This window comes from Hymenobacter mellowenesis (genome assembly GCF_030581005.1).
GTDB lineage: Bacteria > Bacteroidota > Bacteroidia > Cytophagales > Hymenobacteraceae > Hymenobacter > Hymenobacter mellowenesis.
This window is the reverse complement of sequence record NZ_JAUQSX010000011.1, coordinates 187,662-213,599: the sequence shown is the minus strand read 5'-3', so window position 1 is coordinate 213,599 and position 25,938 is coordinate 187,662. Positions and strand designations below refer to the sequence as shown.

Annotated in this window: 22 protein-coding genes; 17 read left to right on the top strand and 5 right to left on the bottom strand. The window is 62.4% G+C overall.

Annotation, left to right across the window (positions count from 1 at the left end):
• Positions 1-510: 510 nt before the first annotated feature.
• The 3 genes from Q5H92_RS19875 (at position 511) to Q5H92_RS19865 (ending at position 5,602) form a co-directional block, all read left to right on the top strand.
• Entirely contained in the window at positions 511-4,473 is a 3,963-nt protein-coding gene (locus Q5H92_RS19875; protein ID WP_305013305.1) for an endo-1,4-beta-xylanase, read from the top strand.
• A gap of 107 nt (positions 4,474-4,580) precedes the next feature.
• Positions 4,581-4,781, top strand: a complete 201-nt coding sequence (locus tag Q5H92_RS19870; protein WP_305013304.1) for a PID-CTERM protein-sorting domain-containing protein — start codon at positions 4,581-4,583, stop codon at positions 4,779-4,781.
• Positions 4,782-5,344: 563 nt separating this feature from the next.
• Positions 5,345-5,602: a lipocalin family protein gene (locus Q5H92_RS19865; protein ID WP_305013303.1), complete on the top strand. Its 258-nt coding sequence runs from the start codon at positions 5,345-5,347 to the stop codon at positions 5,600-5,602.
• Between the two features lie 32 nt (positions 5,603-5,634).
• Here Q5H92_RS19865 and Q5H92_RS19860 read toward each other — a convergent pair whose 3' ends face one another.
• Positions 5,635-8,085: a glycoside hydrolase family 95 protein gene (locus tag Q5H92_RS19860; RefSeq protein ID WP_305013302.1), complete on the bottom strand. Its 2,451-nt coding sequence runs from the start codon at positions 8,083-8,085 to the stop codon at positions 5,635-5,637.
• Positions 8,086-8,219: 134 nt separating this feature from the next.
• Here Q5H92_RS19860 and Q5H92_RS19855 point away from each other — a divergent pair, with 134 nt between their 5' ends.
• Complete coding sequence (locus Q5H92_RS19855; RefSeq protein ID WP_305013301.1) at positions 8,220-8,825, top strand: Crp/Fnr family transcriptional regulator; 606 nt, start codon at positions 8,220-8,222, stop codon at positions 8,823-8,825.
• A 57-nt stretch (positions 8,826-8,882) separates the two neighbouring features.
• Here Q5H92_RS19855 and Q5H92_RS19850 read toward each other — a convergent pair whose 3' ends face one another.
• From Q5H92_RS19850 to Q5H92_RS19840, 3 genes are all read right to left on the bottom strand, one after another.
• Entirely contained in the window at positions 8,883-9,731 is an 849-nt protein-coding gene (locus tag Q5H92_RS19850) for an AraC family transcriptional regulator (RefSeq protein ID WP_305013300.1), read from the bottom strand.
• A gap of 283 nt (positions 9,732-10,014) precedes the next feature.
• Positions 10,015-11,244: a formaldehyde dehydrogenase, glutathione-independent gene (gene fdhA / locus Q5H92_RS19845; protein ID WP_305013299.1), complete on the bottom strand. Its 1,230-nt coding sequence runs from the start codon at positions 11,242-11,244 to the stop codon at positions 10,015-10,017.
• Between the two features lie 99 nt (positions 11,245-11,343).
• A complete protein-coding gene (locus Q5H92_RS19840) occupies positions 11,344-11,751 on the bottom strand; it encodes a GlcG/HbpS family heme-binding protein (RefSeq protein WP_305013298.1) in 408 nt (135 codons plus the stop codon).
• Positions 11,752-12,176: 425 nt separating this feature from the next.
• On the opposite strand from Q5H92_RS19840, the gene Q5H92_RS19835 reads away from it, so the two are divergent.
• The 4 genes from Q5H92_RS19835 (at position 12,177) to Q5H92_RS19820 (ending at position 15,181) form a co-directional block, all read left to right on the top strand.
• Entirely contained in the window at positions 12,177-12,701 is a 525-nt protein-coding gene (locus Q5H92_RS19835; protein ID WP_305013297.1) for an ester cyclase, read from the top strand.
• A gap of 57 nt (positions 12,702-12,758) precedes the next feature.
• Positions 12,759-13,706, top strand: a complete 948-nt coding sequence (locus Q5H92_RS19830; RefSeq protein ID WP_305013296.1) for a VOC family protein — start codon at positions 12,759-12,761, stop codon at positions 13,704-13,706.
• Positions 13,707-13,774: 68 nt separating this feature from the next.
• Positions 13,775-14,461: an alpha/beta hydrolase gene (locus Q5H92_RS19825; RefSeq protein ID WP_305013295.1), complete on the top strand. Its 687-nt coding sequence runs from the start codon at positions 13,775-13,777 to the stop codon at positions 14,459-14,461.
• Positions 14,462-14,644: 183 nt separating this feature from the next.
• Positions 14,645-15,181, top strand: a complete 537-nt coding sequence (locus Q5H92_RS19820) for a YceI family protein (RefSeq protein WP_305013294.1) — start codon at positions 14,645-14,647, stop codon at positions 15,179-15,181.
• An 86-nt stretch (positions 15,182-15,267) separates the two neighbouring features.
• Here Q5H92_RS19820 and Q5H92_RS19815 read toward each other — a convergent pair whose 3' ends face one another.
• Positions 15,268-16,071 (bottom strand): AraC family transcriptional regulator, encoded by an 804-nt coding sequence (locus tag Q5H92_RS19815; protein WP_305013293.1) that lies wholly within the window; start codon positions 16,069-16,071, stop codon positions 15,268-15,270.
• Positions 16,072-16,256: 185 nt separating this feature from the next.
• Between Q5H92_RS19815 and Q5H92_RS19810 the strand changes: the two genes are divergently transcribed.
• From Q5H92_RS19810 to ygiD, 9 genes are all read left to right on the top strand, one after another.
• Positions 16,257-17,372, top strand: a complete 1,116-nt coding sequence (locus tag Q5H92_RS19810) for an NAD(P)-dependent alcohol dehydrogenase (protein WP_305013292.1) — start codon at positions 16,257-16,259, stop codon at positions 17,370-17,372.
• A gap of 99 nt (positions 17,373-17,471) precedes the next feature.
• On the top strand, positions 17,472-18,491 hold the full coding sequence (locus tag Q5H92_RS19805; protein WP_305013291.1) for an Atu2307/SP_0267 family LLM class monooxygenase: 1,020 nt from the start codon (positions 17,472-17,474) through the stop codon (positions 18,489-18,491).
• 42 nt (positions 18,492-18,533) lie between these two features.
• Positions 18,534-19,088, top strand: a complete 555-nt coding sequence (locus Q5H92_RS19800) for an NADPH-dependent FMN reductase (protein ID WP_305013290.1) — start codon at positions 18,534-18,536, stop codon at positions 19,086-19,088.
• A gap of 4 nt (positions 19,089-19,092) precedes the next feature.
• A complete protein-coding gene (locus Q5H92_RS19795; protein WP_305013289.1) occupies positions 19,093-19,983 on the top strand; it encodes an alpha/beta hydrolase in 891 nt (296 codons plus the stop codon).
• Between the two features lie 284 nt (positions 19,984-20,267).
• Positions 20,268-21,545 (top strand): TolC family protein, encoded by a 1,278-nt coding sequence (locus tag Q5H92_RS19790; RefSeq protein ID WP_305013288.1) that lies wholly within the window; start codon positions 20,268-20,270, stop codon positions 21,543-21,545.
• A gap of 2 nt (positions 21,546-21,547) precedes the next feature.
• Entirely contained in the window at positions 21,548-22,618 is a 1,071-nt protein-coding gene (locus Q5H92_RS19785) for an HlyD family secretion protein (RefSeq protein WP_305013287.1), read from the top strand.
• Between the two features lie 13 nt (positions 22,619-22,631).
• Positions 22,632-24,218, top strand: coding sequence for an MFS transporter (locus tag Q5H92_RS19780; RefSeq protein WP_305013286.1), 1,587 nt, complete (start codon positions 22,632-22,634; stop codon positions 24,216-24,218).
• A gap of 157 nt (positions 24,219-24,375) precedes the next feature.
• A complete protein-coding gene (locus tag Q5H92_RS19775) occupies positions 24,376-24,861 on the top strand; it encodes a YybH family protein (protein WP_305013285.1) in 486 nt (161 codons plus the stop codon).
• 186 nt (positions 24,862-25,047) lie between these two features.
• Positions 25,048-25,926 carry a 4,5-DOPA-extradiol-dioxygenase gene (gene ygiD / locus Q5H92_RS19770; protein ID WP_305013284.1) on the top strand — a complete coding sequence of 293 codons (879 nt, stop codon included), beginning with the start codon at positions 25,048-25,050 and terminating at the stop codon, positions 25,924-25,926.
• The last annotated feature ends 12 nt before the right edge of the window (positions 25,927-25,938 follow it).

Here is a 25,938-nt window from a genome sequence, read left to right as displayed (position 1 = left end):
TGAGCATGAATCAAATATTGCAAAAACAATAAATGGTGTTTTGCAAAGAGCTTTAACTTCTATGGTGAGTGCTCACTCATTTTACAAGCGCAATTAACTAATTAGCGAAAAAACAATTAGACAGTTTTCTATCGTAATCGATTGCGCAAACGATTACGATAGAAAACCGCCCAAATTTTCACATTTGACACGTTTTTTCCTATTGCATCTGCGTGATGCTGCTCTAATTTAGTTAGAGAACCGCCAAATCAGGCTGTAGACACTGCACTTGAGCAGCCATTTGACCTGAGTTAATGACCGATACTTATTTGAACTTTTCTCATAAGCACCATTACCAGCAAAGGACCCCGCACTAGTCGCAGGCCGGCTGTCAGTCATTCGGCCGATATACCGCTTCTCCCTTCCGCCTGCCGGAGTTGCCGACCCACAGTACTGACCAGGCTAAAACGGCTGGCCGCTACAACTTCCACTGCTATTACCTCTCAAAAATCCCACTCAACCATTTAGCGTATGAAACACTTTAAACACTTATTTTTCGGGCTTGGGCTCGGCCTGAGCAGCCTGCTGGCGAATGCTCAGACTGTAGCCGTTACCCAACAGGCCGAAGCGGGCGTAGCGGGGGCCGACTGGCTTACCGGCACCGACGCCACGGCCGGGGTCAACTTCATAACCATCAAGACCACGCCGACCATCAACGCCCAGAATCCAGGGACGGCGGCTCGGGTCATCACCTACTCGGTCACGTTTCCGGCGGCGGATACCTACGATTTGTACGCCCGCATCCGCGTGGGCTCGGGGGGCTTCAACGACGACAGCTTTTACTACGGTAACGGCTTCGGCACCAAATCGCCCACCAACGACAACGACTGGATGACCGTGAACGGCCTGAGCGCCTCTAGTTACACCGTTGCCAGTGACGTGGTGCTGGGCGCGGGCACGGCTGGCAACTCGGTGTGGAAGTGGATTAACCTTTCGAAGTTCAGCCTGACCGGCACGGGCAGCGAAGCGCCCATCACGTTTGTGGTACCGGCAGGGGGACTCACGCAGACCTTTCAAATCGGGGCCCGTGAAGACGGCCTGCAGTTTGACAAGTTTGCCTTCGCTCCTACCACCCAGTACTACACGGTCACCAACCTCGATAACGGCCAGGCGGGCTCCTCGACCCCGCCGCCGCAGCCCTACACGCCCACGGGGCCGCCTTTGGCCACGGGCAAATCGAAATTCCTGGGTGGCATCTGGAGCCCGGCCCAGCTGAACAACTTCACCGCCTACTGGAACCAGGTGGTGCCGAGCAACGTGGGCAAGTGGGGCAGCGTGGAAGCGACCCGCAACGTGATGAACTGGACCAGCCTGGACGCCGCCTACCAGCTGGCCAAAACCAACGGCTTCCCTTTCCGCATGCACGTGCTGATATGGGGCAACCAGCAGCCCACCTGGATGGAAACCCTTTCCCCGGCCGACCAGCGTGCCGAGATTGAGGAATGGTTTTCGTTGGTGGCGTTGCGCTACCCCGACATTGACTTTCTGGAAGTGGTGAACGAGCCGACCCACGACCCACCGTCCTCGCCGGGCAACGGCGGCGGCAACTACATCAACGCCCTCGGCGGCAACGGCGTGACGGGCTACGATTGGGTGCTGACCTCCTTCCGGTTGGCGCGCCAGTATTTTCCCAATGCCCGCCTGATGCTCAACGACTACAGCGTGGAAAACTCGGCCGCTAACGCCGCCCGCTACTTCAGCATTGTGCAGCTGCTGCAGCGCGAAAATCTAATTGATGCCGTGGGGGTGCAGGCGCACTCCTTCTCCACCCAGACGGCGTCGAACGCCACGCTGAGCAACAGCCTGACTTTGTTTGCGTCGACGGGCCTGCCGGTGTACATCACCGAGCTGGATATTCACGGCGACGGCACCACCAACGACGACGCCACGCAGCTGGCCGAGTACCAGCGCCTGTTTCCCTTGTTCTGGGAGCATCCCGGTGTGAAAGGCGTATCGCTGTTTGGCTACCTGCCCGGCACCGATGCCAACTCGCAGATTGCCTACGCCAACGGGGCCGAACGCCCCGCCCTAGTGTGGCTCAAGGGCTACGTGCGCGGCACCACCCTACCCTGCAACATGAACCTGACCTACCGCCTGACCAGCCCGGCTACCAGCGGCTCCGCTAACGGTGCCATTAACCTGATGGCGCAGGGCGGCGGTACGGCTAACTATACGTACCAGTGGACTGGTCCCAACGGCTTCACGGCCACCACCGAGGACCTGACGGGTGTGGCACCGGGCACGTACACTGTGCTGGTAACGGCCCCGCTCAGCGGCTGCACAGCCACGGCCCAAATCGTGCTGGCCCCTGCTCCGAGCAGTCTTAGCTTCACGCCGGCCAGTGGGACGGTGGGCACGAGCGTCGTCATTACGGGCATCAACCTGACCGGCGCTACGGCCGTGACCTTCAACGGCACCGCGGCCCCCGGCTTCGTGGTGAACTCCGCTACCCAGCTCACGGTCAGCGTGCCGGCAGGTGCCAGCACGGGCCCGGTGGCCGTGACGACGCCCGGTGGCACCGTCACTTCGGCTACCGCATTCAGCGTTACCCGGCCGCTCACAACCTGGACGGGCGCAGCCGGCACCGACTGGTTCGCAGCCGGCAACTGGACCGGAGGGGTTCCCACCGCTGGAACGGATGTTGTCATTGCCGGCGGCAGCCCCGCCTACCCCACCATTGCCAGCGGCACGGCCAGCGCTTTCAGCCTGACCATCGCCCCCGGCGCGACCCTCAGACAAACTGCGGGCACGCTTAACCTGGTCGGTAACCTGACCAATCAGGGCACCTTCGCCCCCAACGGGGGTACCGTGGCACTCGTCGGCGATGCTTCCCAGACGCTGGGCGGCAGTAACCCGGTGGCCTTCTACAACCTGACCGTCGGCTCGGCCGGGGCGGTGTTGGGCACGGCAACCAGCGTGCAGCGCATGCTGACCCTGACGGGCAACCTGACTAGCACGGGGCAGACCCTGACCCTGCTTTCCAGCGTGAGCGGCGGGGTGGCTAATGATGCGCTGGTGGTGAACAGCGGCGGCGGGGTAGTTGGACCGGTCACGGTGCAGCGCGCCGTTGACCCGAGCCTGAACCCGGGCCTGGGCTACCGCCACTACAGCACACCGGTAAGCGGCACGACCGTGGCCAGCCTGGCTACCACGGGCTTCACCCCGGTGGTGAACCCCGCCTACAATTCGGCTGCCGCGCCAAACACGGTGCAGCCCTTCCCCACGGTTTACGGGTACGACAACAGCCGGCTTAGCCTGACCAATAACATGAGCAGCTTCGATAAAGGCTGGTTCTCGCCTTCCGCGCTGAGCGATGCGCTGACCGTGGGCCGGGGCTATACCGTCAACATCGGAGCGGGCGAAGTCGTAAATTTTCAGGGCCCGCTCAACAACGGCGATTTTTTCATGCCCCTGACTAGCACCCGCACTACCTATACCGACGGGGGCTGGCAACTGCTGGGCAACCCTTTCCCCGCGCCTATCAACTATTCGCTGGTGAGCGGCGGCGACCGGGGCAACCTGGAAAACGCCATCTACGTGTACAGCAGCACCAGTCAATACGCGGGCCAATACCGCACCTACGTCAACGGCATCGGCAACCCGATACTGCCCGTTGGCCAGGCATTCTTCATGCGCGTGTCGGCTGGTCAAACGTCCGGCTCGCTGGTCTTGCGCAGCAGCCAGCGCCTGACCGATGCCTCCGGCACCACGTTCCAGCGCACTACGGCAGAAACCCGCCCGCTGGTGCAGCTTACCCTGCAAGGAGCCGGCAGTTCCTTGCTGGATGAAGCCACCGTTTACTTCGAGCGGGGCGCTACCACTGGCTTCGATGCTGCTTATGATGCCGAAAAGCTTCCCAATCCCACGGGCCTCAACCTTTCGACTACCCAGACCGGGCTCCAGTTCAGCATCAACGGCCAGGCCGAGCTCGACACGAATCCGCGCGTGGTGCCGCTGGCTATTGGCGTTCCCGCGGCGGGCCGCTACACGCTCGCCGTCGGCCAGCTGCTGAACCTGAACGCCGTGCACGTGTACCTGCGCGACCTGCAGCTGGGTACCCTCACCGACCTGCGCCAGCAGCCGAGCTACTCGTTTACCGTGGCCAACGCCGCCGCGCTCAACACGACCCGTTTCGAGCTGGTCTTCTCGCAACAGCAGGTGCTGGCAGCGGCCCCGGCCGCCCTGGCCCAGCAAGTGGCCGTGTACCCCAACCCCGCCAAAACCCAGGTGACGGTGGAGCTGCCGGCAGGCATGAGCCGCCAGCCGGTAACGGCCGCACTGGTTGACGCGCTGGGTCGGACGGTGCGCCAGCAGGTGCTGCCCGCCAGCCTGAGCAGCCACGCTTTCACGCTGCCCAGCGTTGCGCCGGGCCTCTACTCCTTGCGCCTCGTTTCGGAAGCGGGCACGGTGGTGAAGAAGCTGGTTATTGAGTAAAGGCAACTATTCTGCAAACCGCCCGGAAGCTTGCCGGCCAGCCACCGTTGGTGGCTGGCCCTGCTCCTGCCCGCGGGGCCGGGCCTCACCATTTCTTCCTTATGCTCATGCGTCTTCTCGTTTTGTTTTGTTTTTTGATGAGTCTGGGCACACTGGTGGTCCATGCCCAACCCAGCTCGGGCGGCCCCGCGCCGCAAACCCCGCAAGCCCCCACCGACGTGCCGCTCGATGGCGGAGCGAGCCTGCTCTTAGCCGGAGGCGTGGCCTATGGCCTGCGCCGCCTGCGTCAGCGGCGAGTCCACAAGTAGGTTCTTTACTGCCAAATTCGTCCGTTTTTTATCATGCAACAGCCCCTGCCAGTTCTGGCAGGGGCTTGTTTTTAGGGCCGGATTATTCGTTTGTCCGTAAAGAAGCTGCCAGCCTTTCGGCGGGTGAAATTCGAAGAAAACCGCTGTATGATTTCCCCTTTAGCAAACAGACTCTGGTCGCGGATAAAGGCCAACTCGTCGGGGGATAAACTGTCTCCCGACTCGAAGCGATTGCACGAGAGCACGGAAGGCGAGGAACGAATAACAGAGGTTCTTTATGTGATTACCAGCATCGAACTGAGGTGGGTAAAGACGCGTGCTTGCGCCTTATAGCCTAGGCTAATAATCCAGCAAAACTGCCATATCGCACGAGGTCTGTTGATAAGATGGCGTAAATTACCAGCATGAAAAAGATTCTACCTATCTTATTAGCAGCCAGTTTGTCGGTGGGGGCTTGTTCCACTGCTTCCGACGACCCGGCGCCGACGCCTCCCGTTTCCTTGCAGGGCACGTGGTCGATTGCAGCTCGACGCCATGTTGTCACGCCCAAAAACGGAGGTGCCGTGACTACGTCCGTCCAGCCCGTGACGCCGGGCAGCATCACCGTCACCTACGGCACCAACGGAAGCTACCAATCGGCTTTTAATGGCGTTGTGCAAAGCACCGGTACCTACAGCGTGAGCGGAACTCTCCTTACCGTGACGACAAGTGCCTCCCTGACGTCCACTATCACCGAACTGACTGCCAGCCGCCTGGAAATAACCACCGGGATGGAAGATTCAGCCAACCGCTACGAGTATATTGATGCATACACGCGCTAAACGCGCGCACCGGCTGAGCAGGCAGCTCCATGTCAGGGCGCTTGGAGCAGGTATTCCTTGCCCGCTTTTGTCGGAAAGTCATACACCGCTGAAGACGGCAAGCTGGCTTTTGCAGCCGTCGTTTTGGCGGATATTAGCGGGGTTTTCACAAGGAACGTCTGGTACAGCGGGTTCTGGTTGTTGCCCTTAGCAACTGTAAACACTAGGTTGCCAGTGGCTTTCAGGGGGCTGTGCACGCGTACCCGGCAGTTGCCGCCCAGGCGGGAGGTAATGTGCAAGCGCGTCACCTTGCCTTTGTCCCAGGCGACGTCCACCACGTAGCCGCCCCGCGCTACCAGGCCCTTTACTTCGCCAGTAGGCCAGGCGTCGGGCAGGGCCGGCAGGACATCGATGGCGCCGTCGTAGCTCTGCACGAACAGCTCGGCAAGGCCCGCGGTGCAGCCGAAATTGCCGTCAATCTGGAAGGGCGGGTGGGCGTCGAGCAGGTTGGGGTAGGTGCCCCCGCCGCTGGCTTCGCTCATGTTGACCGTGGTGCCGGGCAGCAGGCGCAGCTGGTTGGTGAGGAGTTTGTAGGCGTGGTTGCCGTCGAGCATGCGGGCCCAGAAATTTACCTTCCAGCCCATCGACCAGCCCGTGGACACATCCCCGCGCTGGGTCAGGGTCACGCGGGCGGCCTCGTACAGCTCGGGCGTGCGGTAGGGCGAAATCTGCCCGCTGGGAAACAACCCGTAGAGGTGCGAGATGTGGCGGTGGGTGCTGGTCGGGTCGTCTTTGTCCTGCAGCCATTCCTGCAATTGCCCGTACTGGCCAATCTGCATGGGGGCCAGCCGCTCGCGTAGGGTGCGGAGCGTGTCGGCAAACGGTTTATCGGTTCCCAGCAGCTCGGCGGCCCGGATGGTTTTCGAGAACAGGTCCGTGACCAGCTGGTTGTCCATGGTGGTACCGGCTACAATGGCAATTTTCTTCCCGTCAATCTGGTAGGAGTTTTCCGGCGACATTGACGGGGCCACGACCAGCCACTTATGGGTCGGCTCTTCCTGCAGGGCATCGACGTAGTAGGTGGCCGCGCCCTTCAGCACGGGGTAATACTCGCGCAGGAACTGCTGGTCGCCGGTGAATTGGTAATGGTCCCAGAGGTGCTGCGAGAGCCAGGCCCCGCCCATGGGCCAGAGGCCGTAGTTGTAGGCATCGACCTGCCCGGTGATGCGCCAGAGGTCGGTGTTGTGGTGCAGCACCCAGCCTCGCGCGCCGTACATCTGCCGGGCACTCTGCTGGCCGGTTACGCTCAGGTCTTTGAGCATGGAAAACAAGGGCTCGTGCAGCTCGCTCAGGTTGGTTACTTCGGCCGGCCAGTAGTTCATTTCGGTGTTGATGTTCACCGTGTACTTGCTGTCCCAGGGTCCTTTCAGCTTGTCGTTCCAAATGCCCTGCAGGTTGGCTGGCTGGCCGCCTGGCTGTGAACTGGAAATCAGCAGGTAGCGGCCGTACTGAAAGTACAGGGCCGCCAGCGCCGGGTCCTGGCCTTTGGAGAAGTTCTCCAGGCGCACGTCCATGGGCTGTTGGGCGGCATCGGTCACGCCTAGGGTTAAGCTCACCCGGTTGAAGTAGCGCTGGTAAGCTGCTACGTGGTTTTTGAGCGCCGACTCATATTTACGGCCGACGGCCTGCCGGAGGTAGGCGGTGGCCCGCTCGGCAGCATTGCCGCTCACGTCGTGGTAATTGACAAAATTGGTGGCGATGGAAACGTAGAGCGTGGCGCTGGTGGCATGCTGCACCCGAATGCCCTGGGCATCGGCCTGCACCGTGCCGCCTTCCACCAACGGCTGCACGCGTGTCTGGAAGCGAATTTTGCCCTCCTGGCCTTCGTGCTCACTGCCGCTGCCATCGAGCACCAACTGCCCGTTTTCGGCCCGCAGGCTGTACTTCACCAGGGTGTTTTCGCTGAGGTTAAAACTGAGGCGACCGGGCTTGCTGGCGGTTAGTCGTACGATGAGCACTTGGTCGGGCAGGGAACTGAACACCTCGCGGCGGTAGGTCACCCCATCGAGCTGATAGCTGACCGTGGCCACGGCCCGGCCGATGTCTAGGTCGCGGTAATAGTTGGTGGCCTTCTCGTGGCCGGGGAAGTCGAGGTAGAGGTTGGCGGCCAGCTGGTAGGGCATGCCGCTGTTGCCGTAGGGCTGCATTTTTTCATTCGCCAGCTGCTGCGCTTCTACCTCTTGGCCGCTCAGCAACTGCTGCCTCAACTGACGGATGACAGGCAGGGCGTCGGGCTTGACGTTGTTGTTCGGCCCGCCAGCCCAGATGGTGCTTTCGTTGAGCTGCAGCCGCTCCTGGGCCGGCCCGCCGAATACCATTGCGCCCAGGCGCCCGTTGCCGATGGGTAGCGCCTCGTTCCAGTTGGTGGCGGGTTGCTTGTACCACAGCTTCAAAGGAGTCTGGGCGGGCTGAGCCACGGCGGCACTGAAGGTAAAAGACAGCAACGCACCTCTCAGGAGCGAACGAGTGGTTTGGGGAAGCAAGGGTGTTTTCTTTGTGATACGGTGGAGAATAGCAAATAGCGGCCGTCGTTAATTACGCTGCGCCCGTCCGCCAATTCAGCCAAGATACAAGGACCGTGACTGTAATTCCTTCCCCACCCGACCTTAGTGCCGCTTATGAACTGCTGCGGGCCCACCTGCAAGTGCGCGTGCCGCTGAACGACGCCGATTTTGCCACATTCTGTAGCTACCTGCGCCCGCTGGCCTTGCGCAAGCGCCAGCACTTGCTCCAGGCCGGCGAGGTGTGTAACTACTACGCTTTCGTAACCCAGGGCTGCCTGCGCAGCTACTCGCTCACGGCGGAAGGGCACGAGCACACGCTGCAATTTGCGCCCGAAGACTGGTGGATATCGGACCTCTACAGCCTGCTCACGCGGCAGCCCAGCACCATGAGCATTGACGCGCTGGAAGATTCGCTGCTGCTGCTGCTGGACCAGGCCGACCTGGAAACCATCTACGCCCAGTGTCCGGTGTTCGAGCGCTACTTCCGGCTGCTGATGCAGAGCCGCTACGTGGTGCTGCAGGAGCGCGTGAATGCGGCCCTGAGCCAAACGGCGGCGGATAAGTACCAGCATTTTCAGCGCAAGTACCCCACCATTGTGCAGCGGGTGCCGCAGCACATCATTGCTTCTTACCTGGGGATTACGCCCGAGTCGCTGAGCCGGGTGCGGCGGCAGCTATAGCTCCCCAATGATTGGGGACCAAGCTTGTTGCGCCTGCTCTTTCTGGCCCGGCTAATATCACGCCTGCCCCTGGCAGAGCGCCCGGTACTCGGTGGGCGTCATGTGCTCCAGCTGCCGGAACATGCGGGTGAAGTACGCCAAATTGCTGAAGCCAGCCTTGAAGCAAATCTCGGTGATGCTAAGCGCGGGGTTTTGCAGGCAGCGCTTGGCCAGCCGCATCCGGGCCTTGATGATGTAGTCGATGGGCGACAAGCCAAACTCCTGTTTGAAGGCGCGGAAGAAATTGGCCTGGCTCATGCAGGCCTGCGCGCTCAGCTTTTCGACGCTGATTTTCTCGGCGATGTGCTCCTTAATGTAGTGCAGCGTGTGGGCAAAGCGGTTGGAGGTGGCCAGCACGGCCGTGTTGTGCTCGGTCAGGTGCAGGCGCTGCAGCTGCATGAGGCGCAGCAATAGCTCCTTCACCGCGAAGTCGGCCAGCATATCCTTGTTCTGCGAGGCGTCGAAGCCAATGCGGACCAGCTTGTAAATGAGGGCCGTGATGTCCTCGTTGTTGTAAAAAGCGTGCTGGCTGAGGCCGAAGTGCCACTTTTCGCCCTCGGTGCGCGGGTAGAACTCGTTGAGGTAGTTGACCGTGTCGATGACCTGCAACTGGTCGATGGCCAGGGCCACGCACTGGGTCGGGGTTGCGTCCGAGGCCTCGGGGAAATCAATCAGCATCTTCAGGTTCGGGGGCACCACCATGGTGTGGCCGGGTAGGTAACTGAACGCCTGCTGGTCGCACAGGTGCATCACCTTCTTGCCGCGCAGCATATTGGTAAGCACCAAGTCGCTGAAGGACTGCGCCACCTGGTCGCCGGGGGCCAGCGTTTCGAGAATACTCAGCTCATACTTCTCCAGCGTCTGCACCCGACGGTGGTCGATGAGCGTGGTCAGCTCGTGGGGGTCGGTGAGCGGAAGGTAGCAAGGGAACGGAGCGGAAAAAGGCGGAAAAAGAAAGCCGGTACCAGCGGCTACGGTGAAGCTAACTCAACAGCAGTTGCCCTAACAACCTGTCAACTGGCCAAAAATGTTCTTTGCGAGGACACTGCCCCCGATTGCCAGCATTGGGCAAGCCCCCAATTTCGCATCACCAAAACAGCCGGACCACCCCTACGGGCAGTCCGGCTGCAAGCGGCGGGGACGGGGCTACCTAGACGGCAGCCGTTTCTCTTTTAGCTTTCGGCTTGGCGCTCGGAATCAGGTTGTGGGGGTTAATCACAAACTTGCGGGCCACGCCTTTGTCAAATTCCGCGTAGCCTTTTGGCGCGTCGTCGAGACTGATGATTTCCACGTTGACGGCCTTGGCAATCTGAATTTTATCGTACAGAATAGCCTGCATGAGCTGGCGGTTGTAGCTCATCACGGGCGTCTGGCCGGTGTGGAAGGAATGGCTCTTGGCCCAGCCCAGGCCGAAGCGGATGCTCAGGTTACCGGTTTTGGCCGCTTTATCCGTAGCGCCGGGGTCGTCGGTGACGTACAGGCCGGGAATGCCGATGGAGCCGCCTGCGCGGGTAATTTCCATGAGCGAGTTGAGCACCGCGGCAGGCACCTCTACTTTGGCCTGCGAGCCGTGGCCGCTGGCTTCAAAGCCCACGCAGTCGATGGAGCAGTCGATTTCGGGTACGCCCAGAATCTGGGTAATCTGGTCGGCCAGGCTGGCGTCCTCGTTCAGGTCCACCGTTTCGCAGCCGAAGGAGCGGGCGTGCGCCAGGCGCGCCTTGTTCATGTCGCCTACTATCACCACCGCGGCCCCCAACAGTTGCGCCGAAGCAGCGGCGGCCAGGCCCACGGGGCCCGCCCCGGCTACGTACACCGTCGTGCCGGGGCCCACACCCGCCTTCACGGCCCCGTGGAAACCGGTCGGAAAAATATCGCTCAGCATGGTCAGGTCGCGGATTTTCTCCATCGCCTGGTCTTTGTTTGGGAACTTGAGCAGGTTGAAATCGGCGTAGGGCACCATGACGTATTCAGCCTGGCCGCCGACCCAGCCGCCCATGTCCACGTAGCCGTAGGCGCCACCCGCGCGGCCCTCGTTCACGGTCAGGCAGATGCCGGTTTGCTGCTCCTTGCAGGTGCGGCAGCGGCCGCAGGCCACGTTGAAGGGCACCGATACGAGGTCGCCCACCTTGAGGAACTCCACGTCAGCCCCTATTTCGATGACTTCGCCCGTGATTTCGTGGCCCAGCACTAGGCCGGCGGGGGCGGTGGTGCGCCCGCGCACCATGTGCTGGTCGGAGCCACAGATGTTGGTGGACACCACTTTTAGAATCACGCCGTGGACAATCTTCTTGCCCTTGGGGTTTTTCAGTTCGGGAAAATCAATGCTTTGCACCTCGACTTTGCCGGGGCCTAGGTAAACAACGCCTCTGTTGCTAGCCATAATGGGGGTGTTTTAGAGTTAGGAAGAAAAAAGCATCGGGCCCAGCCAGCCGGGCCCAATGCGTCACGCTAAAAAGTACGTGGTGCTCGCAAGCGCTGCTTATTTGCCGGCCACGGCGTTCAAGCCCGCTTCGGCGACGGTGTGGTCGTTTTCGACCGAGTCGCCCGATACCCCGATGGCACCGATGACTTTACCACTGCCGTCCTTAATGGGCAGGCCCCCGGGGAAGGTGATGAGGCCGCCGTTCGACACCTCAATATTGAAGAGCGGGCCGCCCGGCTGCGAAAGGCCGCCGATAGCCCCCGTGGGCATGTCGAAGAAGCGGGCCGTCTTGGCCTTCTTAATCGAGATGTCGAGCGAGCCGAGCCAGGCGTCGTCCATGCGGGCGAAGGCTACGAGGTTGGCGCCGGCATCGACGATGGCGATGTTCATCTTAACGTTTATTTCGAGCGCTTTTTGGTGGGCAGCTTGCACGGCAGTTTGCGCCTGTTCGAGGGAAATACCCATGGGTTTGGAGGGGATAAGGAAGAAATGAAAACGGGCCAGCCGGAGTAGCAGGTCGCTGGAGTAACCGTGCTTCCGGCCAGCCGGTTGCGCTAATTCACTTGATTGCTAGGATTATGCTGCACTTTGCGAGGATAGTGCTAGTGGCCCGCCGGCTGGGGAAGGCCGCTACCGAAAGCAGTTGCTGTCGGGCGCGGCGGCGGTTGTAGCGCAACCTTGGTCCGATGCTTCTCCGGCCCTTAGACGAATGCTTGGGGGGCTAATTCTGCTTGCTTACTGTGAAGCGCCAGCCCCTGGGTTGGCATTTTGTTTTTAGGCCCCACCGCCCGCGTTTCTTATCCTATGATAATGTGCTGGGGATAGGCGCTGGGGGACCTTTGTCTTGTTCTCTCGCGGTGAGAGAATCCTGACAAGTCGTTGTCTCCCCGATGAAAAAAATCCTGCTGCCCCTTGCCCTGTTCGCGGCCTCGCTGACCGCCGCCGCCCAGAAACCCGCCGCCAAGCCCGCCCCTAAAACCAGCGACCTCGTGGCCCAGCACCTGAAAACCTTCGATGAGTTGGACTACGACGTGTTCAGCAACGAGAAGTGGGACCGCCTGCACGAGAGCCACGCCCAGAACATCATCGTGCATTGGCCCGATGGCCACACCACCACCGGCATCGCCCGCCACATCTCGGACCTGAAAGCCATGTTCGTGTACGCCCCCGACACGAAAATCAAGCAGCACCCCTTCAAGATTGGTCAGGGCAATCTGACGTCGGTATCGGGCATCATGACCGGCACCTTCACCAAGCCCATGCCCACCGGCGACGGCAAATTCATTCAGCCCAACGGCAAGAAGTTCGTGCTACCCATGTCCACCCTGGGCGTGTGGAAGGACGGTGTGATGGTGGAGGAATACCTCTACTGGGATAACCAATCCTACATGAAGCAGCTCGGCTTGGCTAAATAAGCAGCTTCGCGGCCGCCGCTTCAACTACTCTTAACCGCTACTACCATCCCCGCTGTTATGACCACTGCCCTGCTTCCTTATTCTTCGCTGCCCGCTGAACGCATTGGGGTCCACCCGCCGACGGAATTGCCGGCCAACATTCGTCTGGGCACCGTGTACCTGACGGTGGCCAACCTAACCCGCTCGCTGGACTTTTACCAGCGCGTGCTGGGGTTTGCGCTGCTCCGTCAGACGCCGGCCACCGAAGGCCAGGCCGCCGTAGCCGAGTTGGGCGTGGCCGGTAGTCCAGCAGTGCTGGTGCGCCTGCAGGAGCAGCCGGGGGCAAATCCCATTCCCCGGCGCGGCCGGCTGGGCATCTATCACCTGGCCGTGCTGCTGCCCACCCGCGCCGACTTAGGCTGCTTTATCAAGCACGTGCATTCCCTGGGGGTCAACCTGGGCTCCTCTGACCACAACTACAGCGAAGCCACTTACCTGACCGACCCTGACGGCTTTACCATCGAGGTATACCGCGACCGGCCCCGCTCGGAGTGGCAGGTGAGCGAGCAGGGCGAAATCCAGTCGGCCCTCGACCCGCTTGACGAGGCCGGGGTGCTGCAAGCGGCCGGCACAAACCACTGGCAGGGCCTGCCCGCCGGCACGACCATCGGCCACCTGCACTTTTATACCGGCGACCTGCGGGCCGCGGCGGCCTTCTACCACAAGGCGCTGGGCTTCGACATCGAAACCTGGAGCCTGTCGGGGGCCCTGTTCGTGGGGGCCGGCGGCTACCACCACCACCTGGGCCTGAACGTGTGGGCCGCCGGCTCACCCGCCGCCACCACCGCCGATGCCCGTCTGCTGCGCTGGGAGCTCTGGGTGCCCGATGCCGTCACCCGCGACGCGGCTGCTACCCGCCTGCAAGCCGCCGGCTACGCCGTGGAGCCAACACCCAAAGGCCCCATTGCCACCGACCCGTGGGGCATCCGGGTGCTGCTGCGCGCCGAGCCGCAGCCACAAGCGTGAGCCGCCCCTGGAAACGCCAACGCTGGGCGTGGCTGGCCTTTTTTCTCCCGTTTTATCTAACTACTTCCATGACTATTGCTTCTGCTACGCAGCCCGCGCTGCTTACTGACTTATCCCTGTCCTACCGCGTAGTGAACCCGGCCCAGGCCACCGGCGCCAAACGACTCCTGCTGATGCTGCACGGTGTGGGCGGCAACGAGCTGAACCTGCTGCCCGTGGGCGAGCAGCTGGCCGATGCCCACACGCTGGTACTCTCGGTGCGCGCTCCGCTAATCTTTGGGCCAATGGGTTTCGGCTTCTACGAGGTGGATTTCTCGTCGGGCAAGCCCGTCTTCAACCAAAGCCAGCAGCTGGACGGACAGCGCCTGCTGCTCCGCTTCATCCACGAAGCCTGCATAAAGTATGGCATTCCGGCCGGGCAGGTGTACCTGCTGGGCTTCAGTCAGGGGGCCATCATGGCCTACGACGTGGCCCTGACCCACCCGTCGCAGGTGCGTGGCGTGCTGGCCTTCAGCGGCCGCATGCTGATGGAGTCGCGTCAGCGCCACGCTCCGGCGGCCGACGTGAAGAAGGTCCACTTCTTCCTCAGCCACGGACGCCACGACGACAAGCTGCCCGCTTTCTACGCCGACGAGGCCGTGACGTTTCTAAAGACGCTGGGCATCGCCCCGCACTACGAAGCCTTCGAGGGCGGGCACGAAATCTCGGCCAGCGGATTGGACGCCGCCCACCAGTGGCTGGCTAAACAGCCTTAACTCGGCAGCCAGCACTGTCCATAAATCATTTTAAATCAACAACTCTTCACTTAAGAAACCATGAAAAAATTCCTGTTTCCCCTGCTGCTGGCCGCCACCGTGCTGTCGGCTCCTGCGCAAGCCGCTAAAGGCCCCGCCGCCCGCTAACCCGCTACGGCCACGGCCGCCATTGAAACTTACAAAGTGCAGCCGCAGCTGAGCTCGTTGGGCTGGCTGGGTAAGAAGGTAGGCGGCCAGCACACCGGCACCATCAACCTGAAAGAGGGCACTGTGCAGGTGAAGGGCAGCCAGATTGTGGGCGGCACGTTCGTGGCCGACATGGCTTCCCTTAAAAACACCGACCTGACCGATGCCGACTACAACGCCAAGCTGGTGGGCCACCTGAAGTCGGACGACTTCTTCGGCGTGGAAAAGAACCCAACGGCCACTTTCGTCATCACCAGCATCAAGCCGCTGAAGGGGGACGCGGCCGGTAATAACGCCACCGTTACCGGCAACCTCACCATCAAGGGCAAAACCAACCCGCTGAGCTTCCCGGCCAAAGTGGGCGTGAAAAACGGCGTGGCCGCGGCTTCGGGCACGGCCACCATCGACCGCAGCAAGTACGACGTGAAGTACGGCTCGACCTTCTTCGGCGCGGCCGCTGACAAGGCCATCGACGACAATTTCACACTGACCTTCAACGTCATCGCCAAAGCCGACGGCGTGGCCAAGCGTTAAGCCCACCGGTCGCCCCGGTTTCTCTTTGCAGAGGGAATGCCGGGGCGGCCTTGGTGTTGGGTCCCGGCCCACCTCTGCCCCGCTGCCTACTGCTCGCGGGCGGCAAACTCGGAGGGGCGCTGGCCCACCAGCTTGTTGAAGGTGTTGCTGAACGAGGCCAGGCTGTTGTAGCCCACCGCGTAGGCCACCTCGCTGATGGTCTGGCGGGTTTTCAGCATCATTTCCATCGCCGCCATCATGCGGCGCAGCTTCAGGTACTGCCCGAAGGAAATGCTCAGACACTCCTGAAACAGGCGCGACAAGCTGCGCGGGCTGAAGCCGAAGTGCCGGGCTAGGCTGCCCAGTTCCAGCAGCTCGCCGATGTGCTCGTAGATGTGGCGCAGCACCGGCACCAGGCGCGGGTCTTCGGTGGTGGGCAGGGCCAGCGGCAGCGGGTGGTGGCTGATGTGCGGCAGCACGAGCTTAAGGTTCAGTAGGAACAGGTAGGGCTCGTACTGCGCGGGGCCATAGTGCCCGTGCCAGCTCTCGGTATAGCGCAGCAGTTCGTAGAGCAGGTCCGTCACCGGGTAGATGCCCAGCTGACTAAAGAACGGATGGTCGGCGTCGCGGGCCTCCGCAAAGCACAACCCGGTAACGACGTGCTGGGGCGAATGAAACAGCACGCGGTGTTCCAGTCGGGGCGGAATGAGCACGTAGTGCCGGGCCGGCAGGAAGTACGTTTTGCTGGGCGTGACGAGGTAAGCCACGCCGCTGCGCACATACACCAGCTGGGTTTTCTGGTGCTGGTGCAGGGGGTAGTTTTCCTCGCTGTGCTGCTCCAGCACAAACATAGTTTCGGGCCGGCTATCGATGTTTTCAAGTTCCGCTACAAAGTCTTCGGACGTGAGCATTGCGCTTGGCTGGTTTGAACAAATAGTTGACTTGATTGCCAAAGTTACCAGGCAAGGTGCTTTCTACTTTTGAGTTACTGAAAGGCTCCCTTGCCGTCAGCGCTAAAAACGGCCCGTCCTGCCGCCGAGCACGGCCTGCTGCACGGCCATTCCTTTATCATTCCCTCCCCTAATCCCCAACTCCCATGAAGATTACCGCCGCCGTCGTTAGAGAAAAAGGTACTCCGTTCGTGCTCGAAGAAGCCGAACTCGACCAGCCCCAACCCCAGGAAGTGCTGGTGCGCATCGTGGCCACCGGCATCTGCCACACCGATATGGTGATTCGCAACCAGCAGATGGCCGCCCCCCTGCCCATGGTGCTCGGCCACGAGGGCGCGGGCGTGGTCGAGGCCATTGGGCATGAAGTGACCGAGGTGGCCGTGGGCGACCACGTGGTGCTCACCTTCGGCTACTGCGGCAAGTGCGACAGCTGCCGCGAGGGCTTTCCCACCTACTGCGAGCACATGCTGGAGCACAACTTCGCCGGCAGCCGCCCCGATGGCAGCCACCGCATCCACCAGCACGCCACGCCCGATTTGCACGACAGCTTCTTCTCGCAGTCGTCGTTTGCCACCTACGCCGTGGCCCACGAAAACAACACCATCAAGGTGCCCAAGGACGTGCCGCTGGAACTGCTCGGGCCGCTAGGCTGCGGCATCCAGACTGGGGCGGGCGCCGTACTCAATAGCCTGAATGTGCCGGCCGGGTCCAGCATCGCCATTTTCGGTACCGGGGCCGTGGGCCTGGCCGCCGTCATGGCCGCCGGCGTGGCTGAAGCCACCACCATCATCGCCATCGACATCAACGACGCACGTCTGGCGCTGGCCAAGGAACTGGGGGCCACCCATACCATCAACAGCAAGACGGGCAACGTGGTGGAGGAAATCCAGAAAATCACTGGCAAGGGCACCCATTTCGCCTTCGACACCACCGGCCGGCCCGAAATCATTCGCACGGCCGTGCAGGGCCTGCGCACCCACGGCGTGTGCGGCATGGTAGGCGTCACGGCCCCCGACAAGGAAATAACCTTCGGCCCCAACGACATCATGGTAGCCGGCCGCACCCTCAAGGGCATCCTGCAAGGCGACTCGGTACCCAGCATCTTTATTCCGCGCCTGATTGCGCTGTATAAGAAAGGTCAGTTTCCCTTCGATAAGCTGGTGAAGTTCTACGAGTTCGACCAAATAAACGAAGCCGCCGAAGACTCGGAGAAGGGCATCACCATCAAGCCCATCCTGCGCATCGGCAAGGTCGGGGCATAGCCAACCATTGGCAGCCCGGCCCGGTTGGCCTTCAAGCGCCCGGCTTCCGCGTGGAGCCGGGCGTTTTGGTAGAACACTTTTTACTTTCTTGTTACTGCTATGGAAGTTGGAATTGACAGCTTTGCCTCGCACCTGCTCCAAAATGGCGGCGACCACCTCAGCGGCCCCGAGGCGATGCGCCTGCTGCTTGAGCGCATTGAGCGCGCCGACGAGGTCGGGCTCGACGTGTTCGGCATCGGCGAGCACCACCGGGCCGAATACCTCGACTCGGCCACGGCCGTGATTTTGGCCGCGGCGGCCGCCCGCACCCAGCGCATCCGCCTCACCAGCGCCGTCACGGTGCTCTCGGCCGCCGACCCGGTGCGCGTGTTCCAGGAGTTCGCCACCTTGGATTTGATTTCGCAGGGCCGGGCCGAAATGGTGGTGGGCCGGGGCTCCTCCACCGAAGCCTTCCCACTTTTCGGCTACAGCCTCAATGACTATGACGAACTGTTCGCCGAGAAGCTGGACCTGCTGCTGGCCATTCGGGCCAGCGAAAAAATCAGCTGGCAGGGTCGGTTCCGGCCGGCCCTGACGGGCCAGGGCGTGTACCCGCGCCCGGCGCAGGCGCAGCTGCCCATCTGGCTGGGCGTGGGCGGCACGCCCGAGTCGTTTGCGCGGGCCGGCACGCTGGGCCTGCCGCTGATGGTGGCCATCATCGGGGGCGAAACCCGCCGCTTCCGCCCCCTGGTCGACCTTTACCGCGAAGCCGGCCGCCGGGCCGGGCACGCGCCCGAGCAGCTCAAAGTGGGCCTGCACTCGCTGGGCTACGTGGCCCCCACCACCGAAGAAGCCCTGAACGGCTTCGCACCCGGCTACATCCAGACTTTCGGCCAGCGCGCCCGTGAGCGGGGCGGCTTTCCGCCCACGCGAGCCCACGTGGAGGCCCAGGCCGGCCCGATGGGCGCGCTGCTGGTGGGCAGCCCCGAGGAAGTAGCCGCCAAGATTCGGCGCCACAGCGAGGCACTGGGCGGCATTTCGCGGGTGACGTTCCAGATGGACGTGGCCGTGCTGCCGCACGAGAAAATTCTGCAGGCCACCGAGCTTATCGGCAGCCGCGTGGCGCCATTGCTGCGCTAACGGCCGACCTCAACTTTAATTCAAATCTTAATCCGCAACCCCATGAAAAAAGTAATTGGCATCCTCGTCGGCAGCCTGCGCAAAGAATCCTTCTCTAAGAAAATAGCCAATACCCTGGTGCCCATGGCTCCGGAAGGGTTCGAGTTCAAGCTGGTTTCGTTGGACGGCCTGCCCGTCTACAACCAGGACTTCGACGACCATAACGAAGTACCGGAAATCTATACCACGTTCCGCAACGAGGTGAAGGCGCTGGACGGTGTGCTTTTCGTGACGCCGGAATACAACCGGTCGGTGCCGGGCGTGCTGAAAAACGCGCTCGATGTGGGCTCCCGGCCTTATGGCCAAAGCGTGTGGGACGGCAAGCCGGGCGCGGTTTTCAGTAACTCGCCGGGCAACGTATCGGCTTTCGGGGCCAACCACCACCTGCGGCAAAGCCTGGTTTTTCTCAACGTGCCCACCATGCAGCAGCCCGAAGTGTACCTGGCGAAGGTGAATGAACTGTTTGACGAAAACGGCGAGTTGAAAGCCGGCACCAAGCAGTTTCTGCAGGGAGCTATTGATGCCTACATCGTGTGGTTCAAGAAAAATGCAGCGTAGGCCAATGAAAATCATTTATTTGGTACTTGCGCTGGCCTGCACCCTTAGCGTCCACGCCCAGCGGGTTATTCCGCTCTATCAGGGCAAGGCCCCTGGCTCGGAAAGCTCGACCTGGCCAGAAAAGGAAACCAGCCAGTCCGGGGCCCGCTTCGTGTACAACGTGACCACGCCCACGCTCACGGCCTACCTGCCCGCGCCGGGCACGGCCACGGGTACGGCCGTGGTGGTGTGCCCCGGGGGCGGCTTCCACCTGCTCGACATCGATAACGAGGGCACCAACGTGGCCAAATGGCTGCAGGCGCGGGGCGTGGCCGCCTTCGTGCTCAAATACCGGCTGGTGCACATTACGGGCCCCGACCCGGCCCAGCAGATGATGCCGCTGCTCAAGGACTGGAATCAGTTCAACGCCGTGGTGGCGCCCGTGGTGGCGATGGACATCGCCGATGGCAAAAGGGCCATTGAGTACGTGCGCAGCCACGCCCGGGAGCTGGGCGTGCAGCCCAACCGCGTGGGCCTGATGGGCTTTTCGGCGGGCGGCACCGTAACGGCCGGGGTGGGCTACGGCTACTCGGCCGCTAACCGCCCCGATTTTCTGGCCTCGCAATACGCCTACCTGGCGGTATTGCCCAAGCAGCCCGTGCCCGCCGATGCCCCGCCCCTGTTCGTGGCCGCGGCTTCCGACGACGACCTAGGCCTGGCCCCGCAGAGCGTGCAGCTCTACAGCGGCTGGCAAGCGGCCGGCAAGCCCGCCGAGTTGCACGTGTACGCCAAGGGCGGCCACGGCTTCGGCACGAAAACCCAGCACCTGCCCGTCGATTCCTGGCTTGACCGCTTCGGCGCGTGGCTGGCCCAGCAGGGCTTCCCGATTGCGGCAGCGCCCGTTATCAAGCATTAGGCAGGAAGTAAAGGTGACGGCCCAATAGCAAGCCGGTTACTCCATTTTGGAAACGGGATAACCGGCTTGCTATTGGACTGCGCTGAAGCATCATTTCGAGCAATAGGTAAGATTTCGCAAGGCTTGAACAACAATGGCTGGTTTGAACAATATATTGACTAACGTGATAAAATAGGCCGAGCAGTGCCCCCGTAATTTTGAGCTCCTACAAAAAGCCCATCATGAACGGTCGAAGTTGGCTGCGGACCGGCGCCGCAGCTTTTTTATTATCAGTCACTTATCCGGTGACTGCGCAAACGGCTGGCAGTCCGGCCGAGCCCCTGACGCTGGAGCAGGCCTGGGCGCTGGCCACGGCGCACAACAAGGAAATCCGGATGCAGCGCCAGCAGGTGGACCTCAGCGCTGAACTGGTGAAGGACCGCAAGAGCGAGCGCCTGCCCCGCGTGACAACGGGCGGCAGCTACGCCTACCTGGGCGGGCTGGTGGCTTACGAGCCCCGCGCCGGCCTGCAAAACCCCGAGCGCGTCGCCGTACCGCCCAGCCCCCACGCGTACCACGTAGGCCTCGAAGCCGACTGGGAAGTATACACCGGCGGGCGCATCACCAATCAGATTGCCACCCAGGCAACCAACGAACTCTTGGAAACCGAGCGGCTGGCTTTGACCGCCAGCGAGGTCCGTCTGCGCGTGGCCACGGCCTACCTCGACGTGCAGCGCAACCGCGAGTACCAAGCCCTGACGGCCAACAACGTCAAAGAATCGGAACGGCGACTGACTCAGATTCGCTCGCTGTATAAGAACGGCGTGGTGCTACGCTCCGACCTGCTGCGGGCCGAGCTGCAGCTCTCGCGGCAACAGCTGCTGCTAACCGAAATCGGCAATACCCTCACCCTCACCAACCAGCGCTTGAACCTGCTGCTGGGTGCCCCCGAAGACCAGGTGAACCAACTGGCCCCGGTGAGCCCGGCGGTGGTGCTCGACAATGCCTACGCCGACTACCTCGGTCAGGCGCAGGCCAAAGCGCCCGAGCTGCGGGTAGCCGGGCTGCAAACCCACCTCAGCGAGCTGCGGCTGGCGGCCACGGAAGTAAGCAAGCGTCCGCAGGTGAGCCTGTTTTCAGGCTACGCCTACACCTACCCCAACCGACTGGTGTTCCCCAACGTGTCGCAGATATACAGCGTGGGCGAGGTGGGCGTGCGCGTTTCCTACAACATCACCGCCCGCTGGCTGGACCGTCACGCCGAAAAGGCCGCCGAAATCGGCATTGAGCGCCAGCGACTGGGCGAAGAAAAGGTGCTGGACGACAAGCGCCAGGAAGTCAAAACGGCTTACGTGCGCTACCAGGAAACCCTGGAGCGCATCCGCATCGCGGAGCAGAGCATTGGGCAGGCCACCGAAAACTATCGCATCGTCAACAGCACCTATTTCAACCAGCTGGCGCTGCTCACCGATTTGCTAGATGCGGATAATCAGCTCCTGCAGGCCCGCTTCGACCTCGTGACGGCCCGGACACTGGCCGCCACGCAATACTATCAACTGCAAAAAGCCATCGGCCTCCTATAGTCATGACCCAGCCGACGACCTCGCCGCAACATCCCGCGCAGCGCACCGACCGCCTGGTGGCGCGCATCACCACCACGTTAGCCAGCCTGCTGGTGCTGGCCCTGTTCATCTGGGGCGGCCGCATCGGCTGGCAGATGCTGCACTTTGAAAGCACCGACGATGCTCAGGTGGAAGAATACATTAACCCGATTAACAGCAAGGTCAGCGGCTACATTCGCCGGATTCATTACGCCGAAAACCAGGCCGTTAAGGCCGGCGACACGCTGGTCGTGCTCGACAACCGCGACTTTGAAGTGCCCGTGGCCGAGGCCGAAGCGGCGCTGGCCAATACTCAGGCCCAGCTGCTGAACCTGGCCAGCACCGTGCAGACCTCGCAGCGCAGCTCGCAGGTAAGCCAAAGCCAGATTGGGGCGGCCAAGGCCCGGCTGGTGCAGCAGGAGCAGGATTTTGCCCGCTACAAACAGCTATTGGCCGATGAAGCCGTGACGCGCCAGCAGTTCGAGCGCCAGCAGTCGGCCCTCGATGTGGCCCGCTCTGATTACGCGGCCCTGGCCGGCGGCTACCAGACGGCCCTCTCGCGGGTGGACGAAAGTCAAGGGCAGCGGGCGGTGCTGCAAGCCGAAATCCGGCGGCGGCAGGCACTGCTGCGCAAGGCCCGGCTCGACCTTTCTTACACCGTCGTGACGGCGCCCTACGCCGGTGTGATGGGCCGCCAGACCATTCAGGAAGGCCAATTGATTCAGGCCGGCCAGCCGCTGGCCTACATCGTGAACCGCCAGGCGGGCAAGTGGATAACGGCCAACTTCAAGGAAACCCAATTGCCGCACCTGCACGTGGGCCAGCCGGTGCGCATCACCACTGACGCCTACCCCGACCAGGCATTTGCGGGGCGCATCGAGTCGTTGTCGCCGGCTATGGGGGCGCGGTTTTCGCTGCTGCCGCCCGACAACGCGACGGGCAACTTCATCAAGGTGATTCAGCGCCTGCCCATCCGCATTCAGCTCACCGACCAGCCGGCGAAAACCGCCCAGCTCGCGGCCGGCATGAACGCCACCGTGACGGTGGCCAAGTAAGCGCTACCGACCAATGAAAAACACGGAACTGCCGCCGGTTTTTAAGGCCTGGGTGCCCGAATGGGCCATTCGGGCCGTGCTGTTTTGGGCGCTGCTGCCGCCGTTTCTGTTGCTGGGCCTTTATGCCGGTAGCGGAGCCGAGATGGCGGGCTACTACGGTGTGGAGCCGGCCGACGTGCAGTTTTCCATCCTGCTGTTCTACGCGGGGCTGGTGGCGTTTCTGCCCTTCGACCCGCACCTGGGCAGCTACCTGCGCCTGCGCAATTCCCTGCTGTTGAGCGTGGTGCTGCTGGCCGCCCTGGTGGGCCTGGCTGGCGGGGTGCGCGATTTTCGCCTGTTGCTGGGGCTGCGCTTTTTGCAGGGTACGGTGGCCTGCACCATCGTCACGCCGCTGCTGTCGCTGATTTTTTCGCGCCTGCATTCCACCCGGGCGCGGGCCATGGGCTACGCCGTGTTTTACGGCGGGCTGCTGGCCTCGGCGCCGCTGGGCACCATGCTGAGCTGGACAGTGCTCGACCACTACGCCGTGCCGGCGGTGTTCCACGCCTACCTGCTGGTGGCGCTGCCCGGCGCGCTGCTACTACTGCTCATTCTCAACGACGTGCGCACCCGGCGGCGGCTGCCGCTCACGCAGTTGGAATGGCCCAGCTGGGTGCTGCTGAGCGCCCTGCTGCTGGGCCTGTCCTATCTGGCCTCGTACGGTCAGCAGCAGTACTGGCTGGAAAGCCCGGCCATGTGGCGGGCCCTAGGGCTGGCCGTGGTGGGCAGCGTCGCCTTCGGCTGGCGGCAAGTGCATCTGAAGCGGCCCTATATCGACTTTGGTGTGTTTCGCCACCGCAACTTTTGCGTGGGGCTGGCGCTGTTCTGCGTGTTCTACTTTTTCCGGGGCACCACCAACATCGCCCTGGCCTATTTCACGGGCGTGCTGCACGTCGATGCTGGGCAAATGGTGGGTTTGCAGGCGGCTACGCTGGTCGGCATTGTACTGGGCGTGAGCATCGTGGTGCGCTTCGTACTGCTGGGCACGCCCCTGCGCTGGCTGCTGGCGGTGGGCTTTGCGTTGCTGCTGGTGCACCATGTGTGGATGTATCTGCTCTTCGGACCGGCGCAGCAGCTGGCCGTGTTCTGGCTGCCGCTGCTCCTGCAAGGCTTGGCCGTGGGCTTCGTGCTGGTGCCACTGGCGCTGTTCACCATGGGCGGGCTGCCCCCGCAGCTGACGGCGGCCGGCACGTTCGCGGCGGTGGCGTTTCGCAACCTGGGCTTCGTGGGCTCGCTGGCCGTCACCAGCGTATTGCAGCCCTACTGGCGCACGGCGCAGCTCGACCGGTTTCGGGCCGATTTGCTACCCGGCACCAGCGAGGTGGCGGCCCGCGTGCAGAGCCTGCAGCAAACCCTGCAGGGCAAGGGCCTGGCCCTGGAAACGGCCCAGCGCGGTGCGGCCAGCCTGCTGGCCCGCACCCTCGAAACCCAAACGCTGCTCCGCTACTGCCTCAACTACTTCGGGCTGGTCAGCCTGGGGCTCATCGCCCTGCTCGTAGTGCTGCTGGTGCTGCCCCCGCTACACCGGCAGGCCGTCACGTTCCGGTCGCGGCCGTTGTAGGGCGGCGTAGCGGGGATTTTTACCATTCTCATTCGATGCCGGGGAGGACTTGACTTAACCTAGATTAAGCCGATTTCTTATGTTAGTTCAAGGGCACGGCGGGCTCGGGGACGGGACCTTTGCAGTGTTCAAATCAACCCCTAACACGCACCCCCAGATGAAGAAATCATTCGTTGCAGCCGCGCTTTTCCTGTCCCTGACGGCCACCCTCAGCCAGGCCGAAGGTCGTTCGGATAAGCGCCTTATTGCGGCAAGCGTTGCCGACAACGACAAAGCCGCCATCGAGAAAGTCATTACGGCTTACCGCGACGCGCTCAAGGAAGCCAACGTCGGCAAAGTCGTGGCCCTCTACACCAAGGATGCCGTGCTCATGCCGCCCGGCGCCCCCACCGCCGTGGGCCAGGCCCAGGTGAAAGGCACCTACGAGTACGTGTTCGGGGCCATCAAGCTGGACATCAATTTTACCATTGACGAAGTCGTGGTGAATGGCAATACGGCCTTCGTGCGCTCCACTTACAAAGGCACGGCCACGGTCAATGCCAACGGCCAGACCGGGCCGGAAGAAAACCGCGAGCTGTTCGTTTTCCAGAAGGTGAGCGGCCAGTGGAAAATCGCCCGCTACATGTACAACAAGACCAAATAACCGGCGCTCAGGCCGATTAGCTGCCAGCCCCTGGCGGCGCGCTCTTACTTCCCGGCAGGGGCAGTGGAAGCACGCCGTCGGGGGCTTTTTGTTGCTCCGCTCCTGCTTTCTTATCCTAGGTCAATGCCGTGGCCAGCGGGGGCCGGTAGTTTTGGGGCTTTGGCTCAATCCTCCCCCTGCCCCCTTATGCAACGCCGTTCCGTTCTCAAAGCCCTGGCCCTGGCCCCGTTGCTGCCGCCGGCCCTGAACCTGCAAAAGCTGTTCGCGGCCGCGGCCGGCTTGCCCCGCACGAAGCTGATGCCGGTGCTCTTCGTGGGCCACGGCTCGCCGATGAATGCCATTGAGGACAATGCGTTTACACGCAGCCTGCACCAGCTGCGGGCGCGCCTCACGCCGCCCAAGGCCATTGTCGTCATCTCGGCGCACTGGCAGACCAAGGGCACGTTCGTGACCAACAACCAGCGCCCGCCCACCATCCACGACTTTGAGGGCTTCCCGCCGGCGCTGGAACGGATGCAGTACCCGGCCCCCGGCAAGCCCGACCTGGCCCAGGCCATCGTGGAGCACATCCACGACGTGCACGGCGCGGCCGACTGGGGCCTCGACCACGGCACCTGGTCCATTCTGCATCACCTCTATCCGCAGGCCAACATTCCGGTGGTGCAGCTCAGCCTCGACTACAGCAAGCCGCTGGCCTGGCACTTCGACTTTGCCCGGCAGCTGCAGTTCCTGCGCGAACGAGGCGTGCTCATCATCGGCAGCGGCAACGTGGTCCACAACCTGCAACTAAGCATGCCCAAGCTCATGGCCGGCGACGAGAGCGCCTTCGACTGGGCCACGCAGTTTGACCACTGGGTGAAGGGCCGGCTCGACCAGCGCGACTTCAAGGGCCTGCTTGCCTACCAGCAAACCGGCCGTAGCGGCGCGCTGGCCGTGCCCACGCTCGACCACTACCTGCCGCTGCTCTACACCGCCGGGCTGGCCCGCCCAACCGAGGCCCTCACCCACACGTTTGAGGGCGTGACGTTTGGGGGCATCAGCATGCGCACGTTTCAGGTAGGCTAGCTTTTGGTAACT

Excerpts from the sequence above, each read along its gene's own strand:
- Q5H92_RS19875 (WP_305013305.1), top strand. The coding sequence starts at position 511 with ATGAAACACTTTAAACACTTATTTTTCGGGCTTGGGCTCGGCCTGAGC.
- Q5H92_RS19870 (WP_305013304.1), top strand. The coding sequence starts at position 4,581 with ATGCGTCTTCTCGTTTTGTTTTGTTTTTTGATGAGTCTGGGCACACTG.
- fdhA (WP_305013299.1), bottom strand. The coding sequence starts at position 11,244 with ATGGCTAGCAACAGAGGCGTTGTTTACCTAGGCCCCGGCAAAGTCGAG.
- Q5H92_RS19840 (WP_305013298.1), bottom strand. The coding sequence starts at position 11,751 with ATGGGTATTTCCCTCGAACAGGCGCAAACTGCCGTGCAAGCTGCCCAC.
- Q5H92_RS19835 (WP_305013297.1), top strand. The coding sequence starts at position 12,177 with ATGAAAAAAATCCTGCTGCCCCTTGCCCTGTTCGCGGCCTCGCTGACC.
- Q5H92_RS19830 (WP_305013296.1), top strand. The coding sequence starts at position 12,759 with ATGACCACTGCCCTGCTTCCTTATTCTTCGCTGCCCGCTGAACGCATT.
- Q5H92_RS19825 (WP_305013295.1), top strand. The coding sequence starts at position 13,775 with ATGACTATTGCTTCTGCTACGCAGCCCGCGCTGCTTACTGACTTATCC.
- Q5H92_RS19815 (WP_305013293.1), bottom strand. The coding sequence starts at position 16,071 with ATGCTCACGTCCGAAGACTTTGTAGCGGAACTTGAAAACATCGATAGC.
- Q5H92_RS19810 (WP_305013292.1), top strand. The coding sequence starts at position 16,257 with ATGAAGATTACCGCCGCCGTCGTTAGAGAAAAAGGTACTCCGTTCGTG.
- Q5H92_RS19805 (WP_305013291.1), top strand. The coding sequence starts at position 17,472 with ATGGAAGTTGGAATTGACAGCTTTGCCTCGCACCTGCTCCAAAATGGC.
- Q5H92_RS19800 (WP_305013290.1), top strand. The coding sequence starts at position 18,534 with ATGAAAAAAGTAATTGGCATCCTCGTCGGCAGCCTGCGCAAAGAATCC.
- Q5H92_RS19795 (WP_305013289.1), top strand. The coding sequence starts at position 19,093 with ATGAAAATCATTTATTTGGTACTTGCGCTGGCCTGCACCCTTAGCGTC.
- Q5H92_RS19785 (WP_305013287.1), top strand. The coding sequence starts at position 21,548 with ATGACCCAGCCGACGACCTCGCCGCAACATCCCGCGCAGCGCACCGAC.
- Q5H92_RS19780 (WP_305013286.1), top strand. The coding sequence starts at position 22,632 with ATGAAAAACACGGAACTGCCGCCGGTTTTTAAGGCCTGGGTGCCCGAA.
- Q5H92_RS19775 (WP_305013285.1), top strand. The coding sequence starts at position 24,376 with ATGAAGAAATCATTCGTTGCAGCCGCGCTTTTCCTGTCCCTGACGGCC.
- ygiD (WP_305013284.1), top strand. The coding sequence starts at position 25,048 with ATGCAACGCCGTTCCGTTCTCAAAGCCCTGGCCCTGGCCCCGTTGCTG.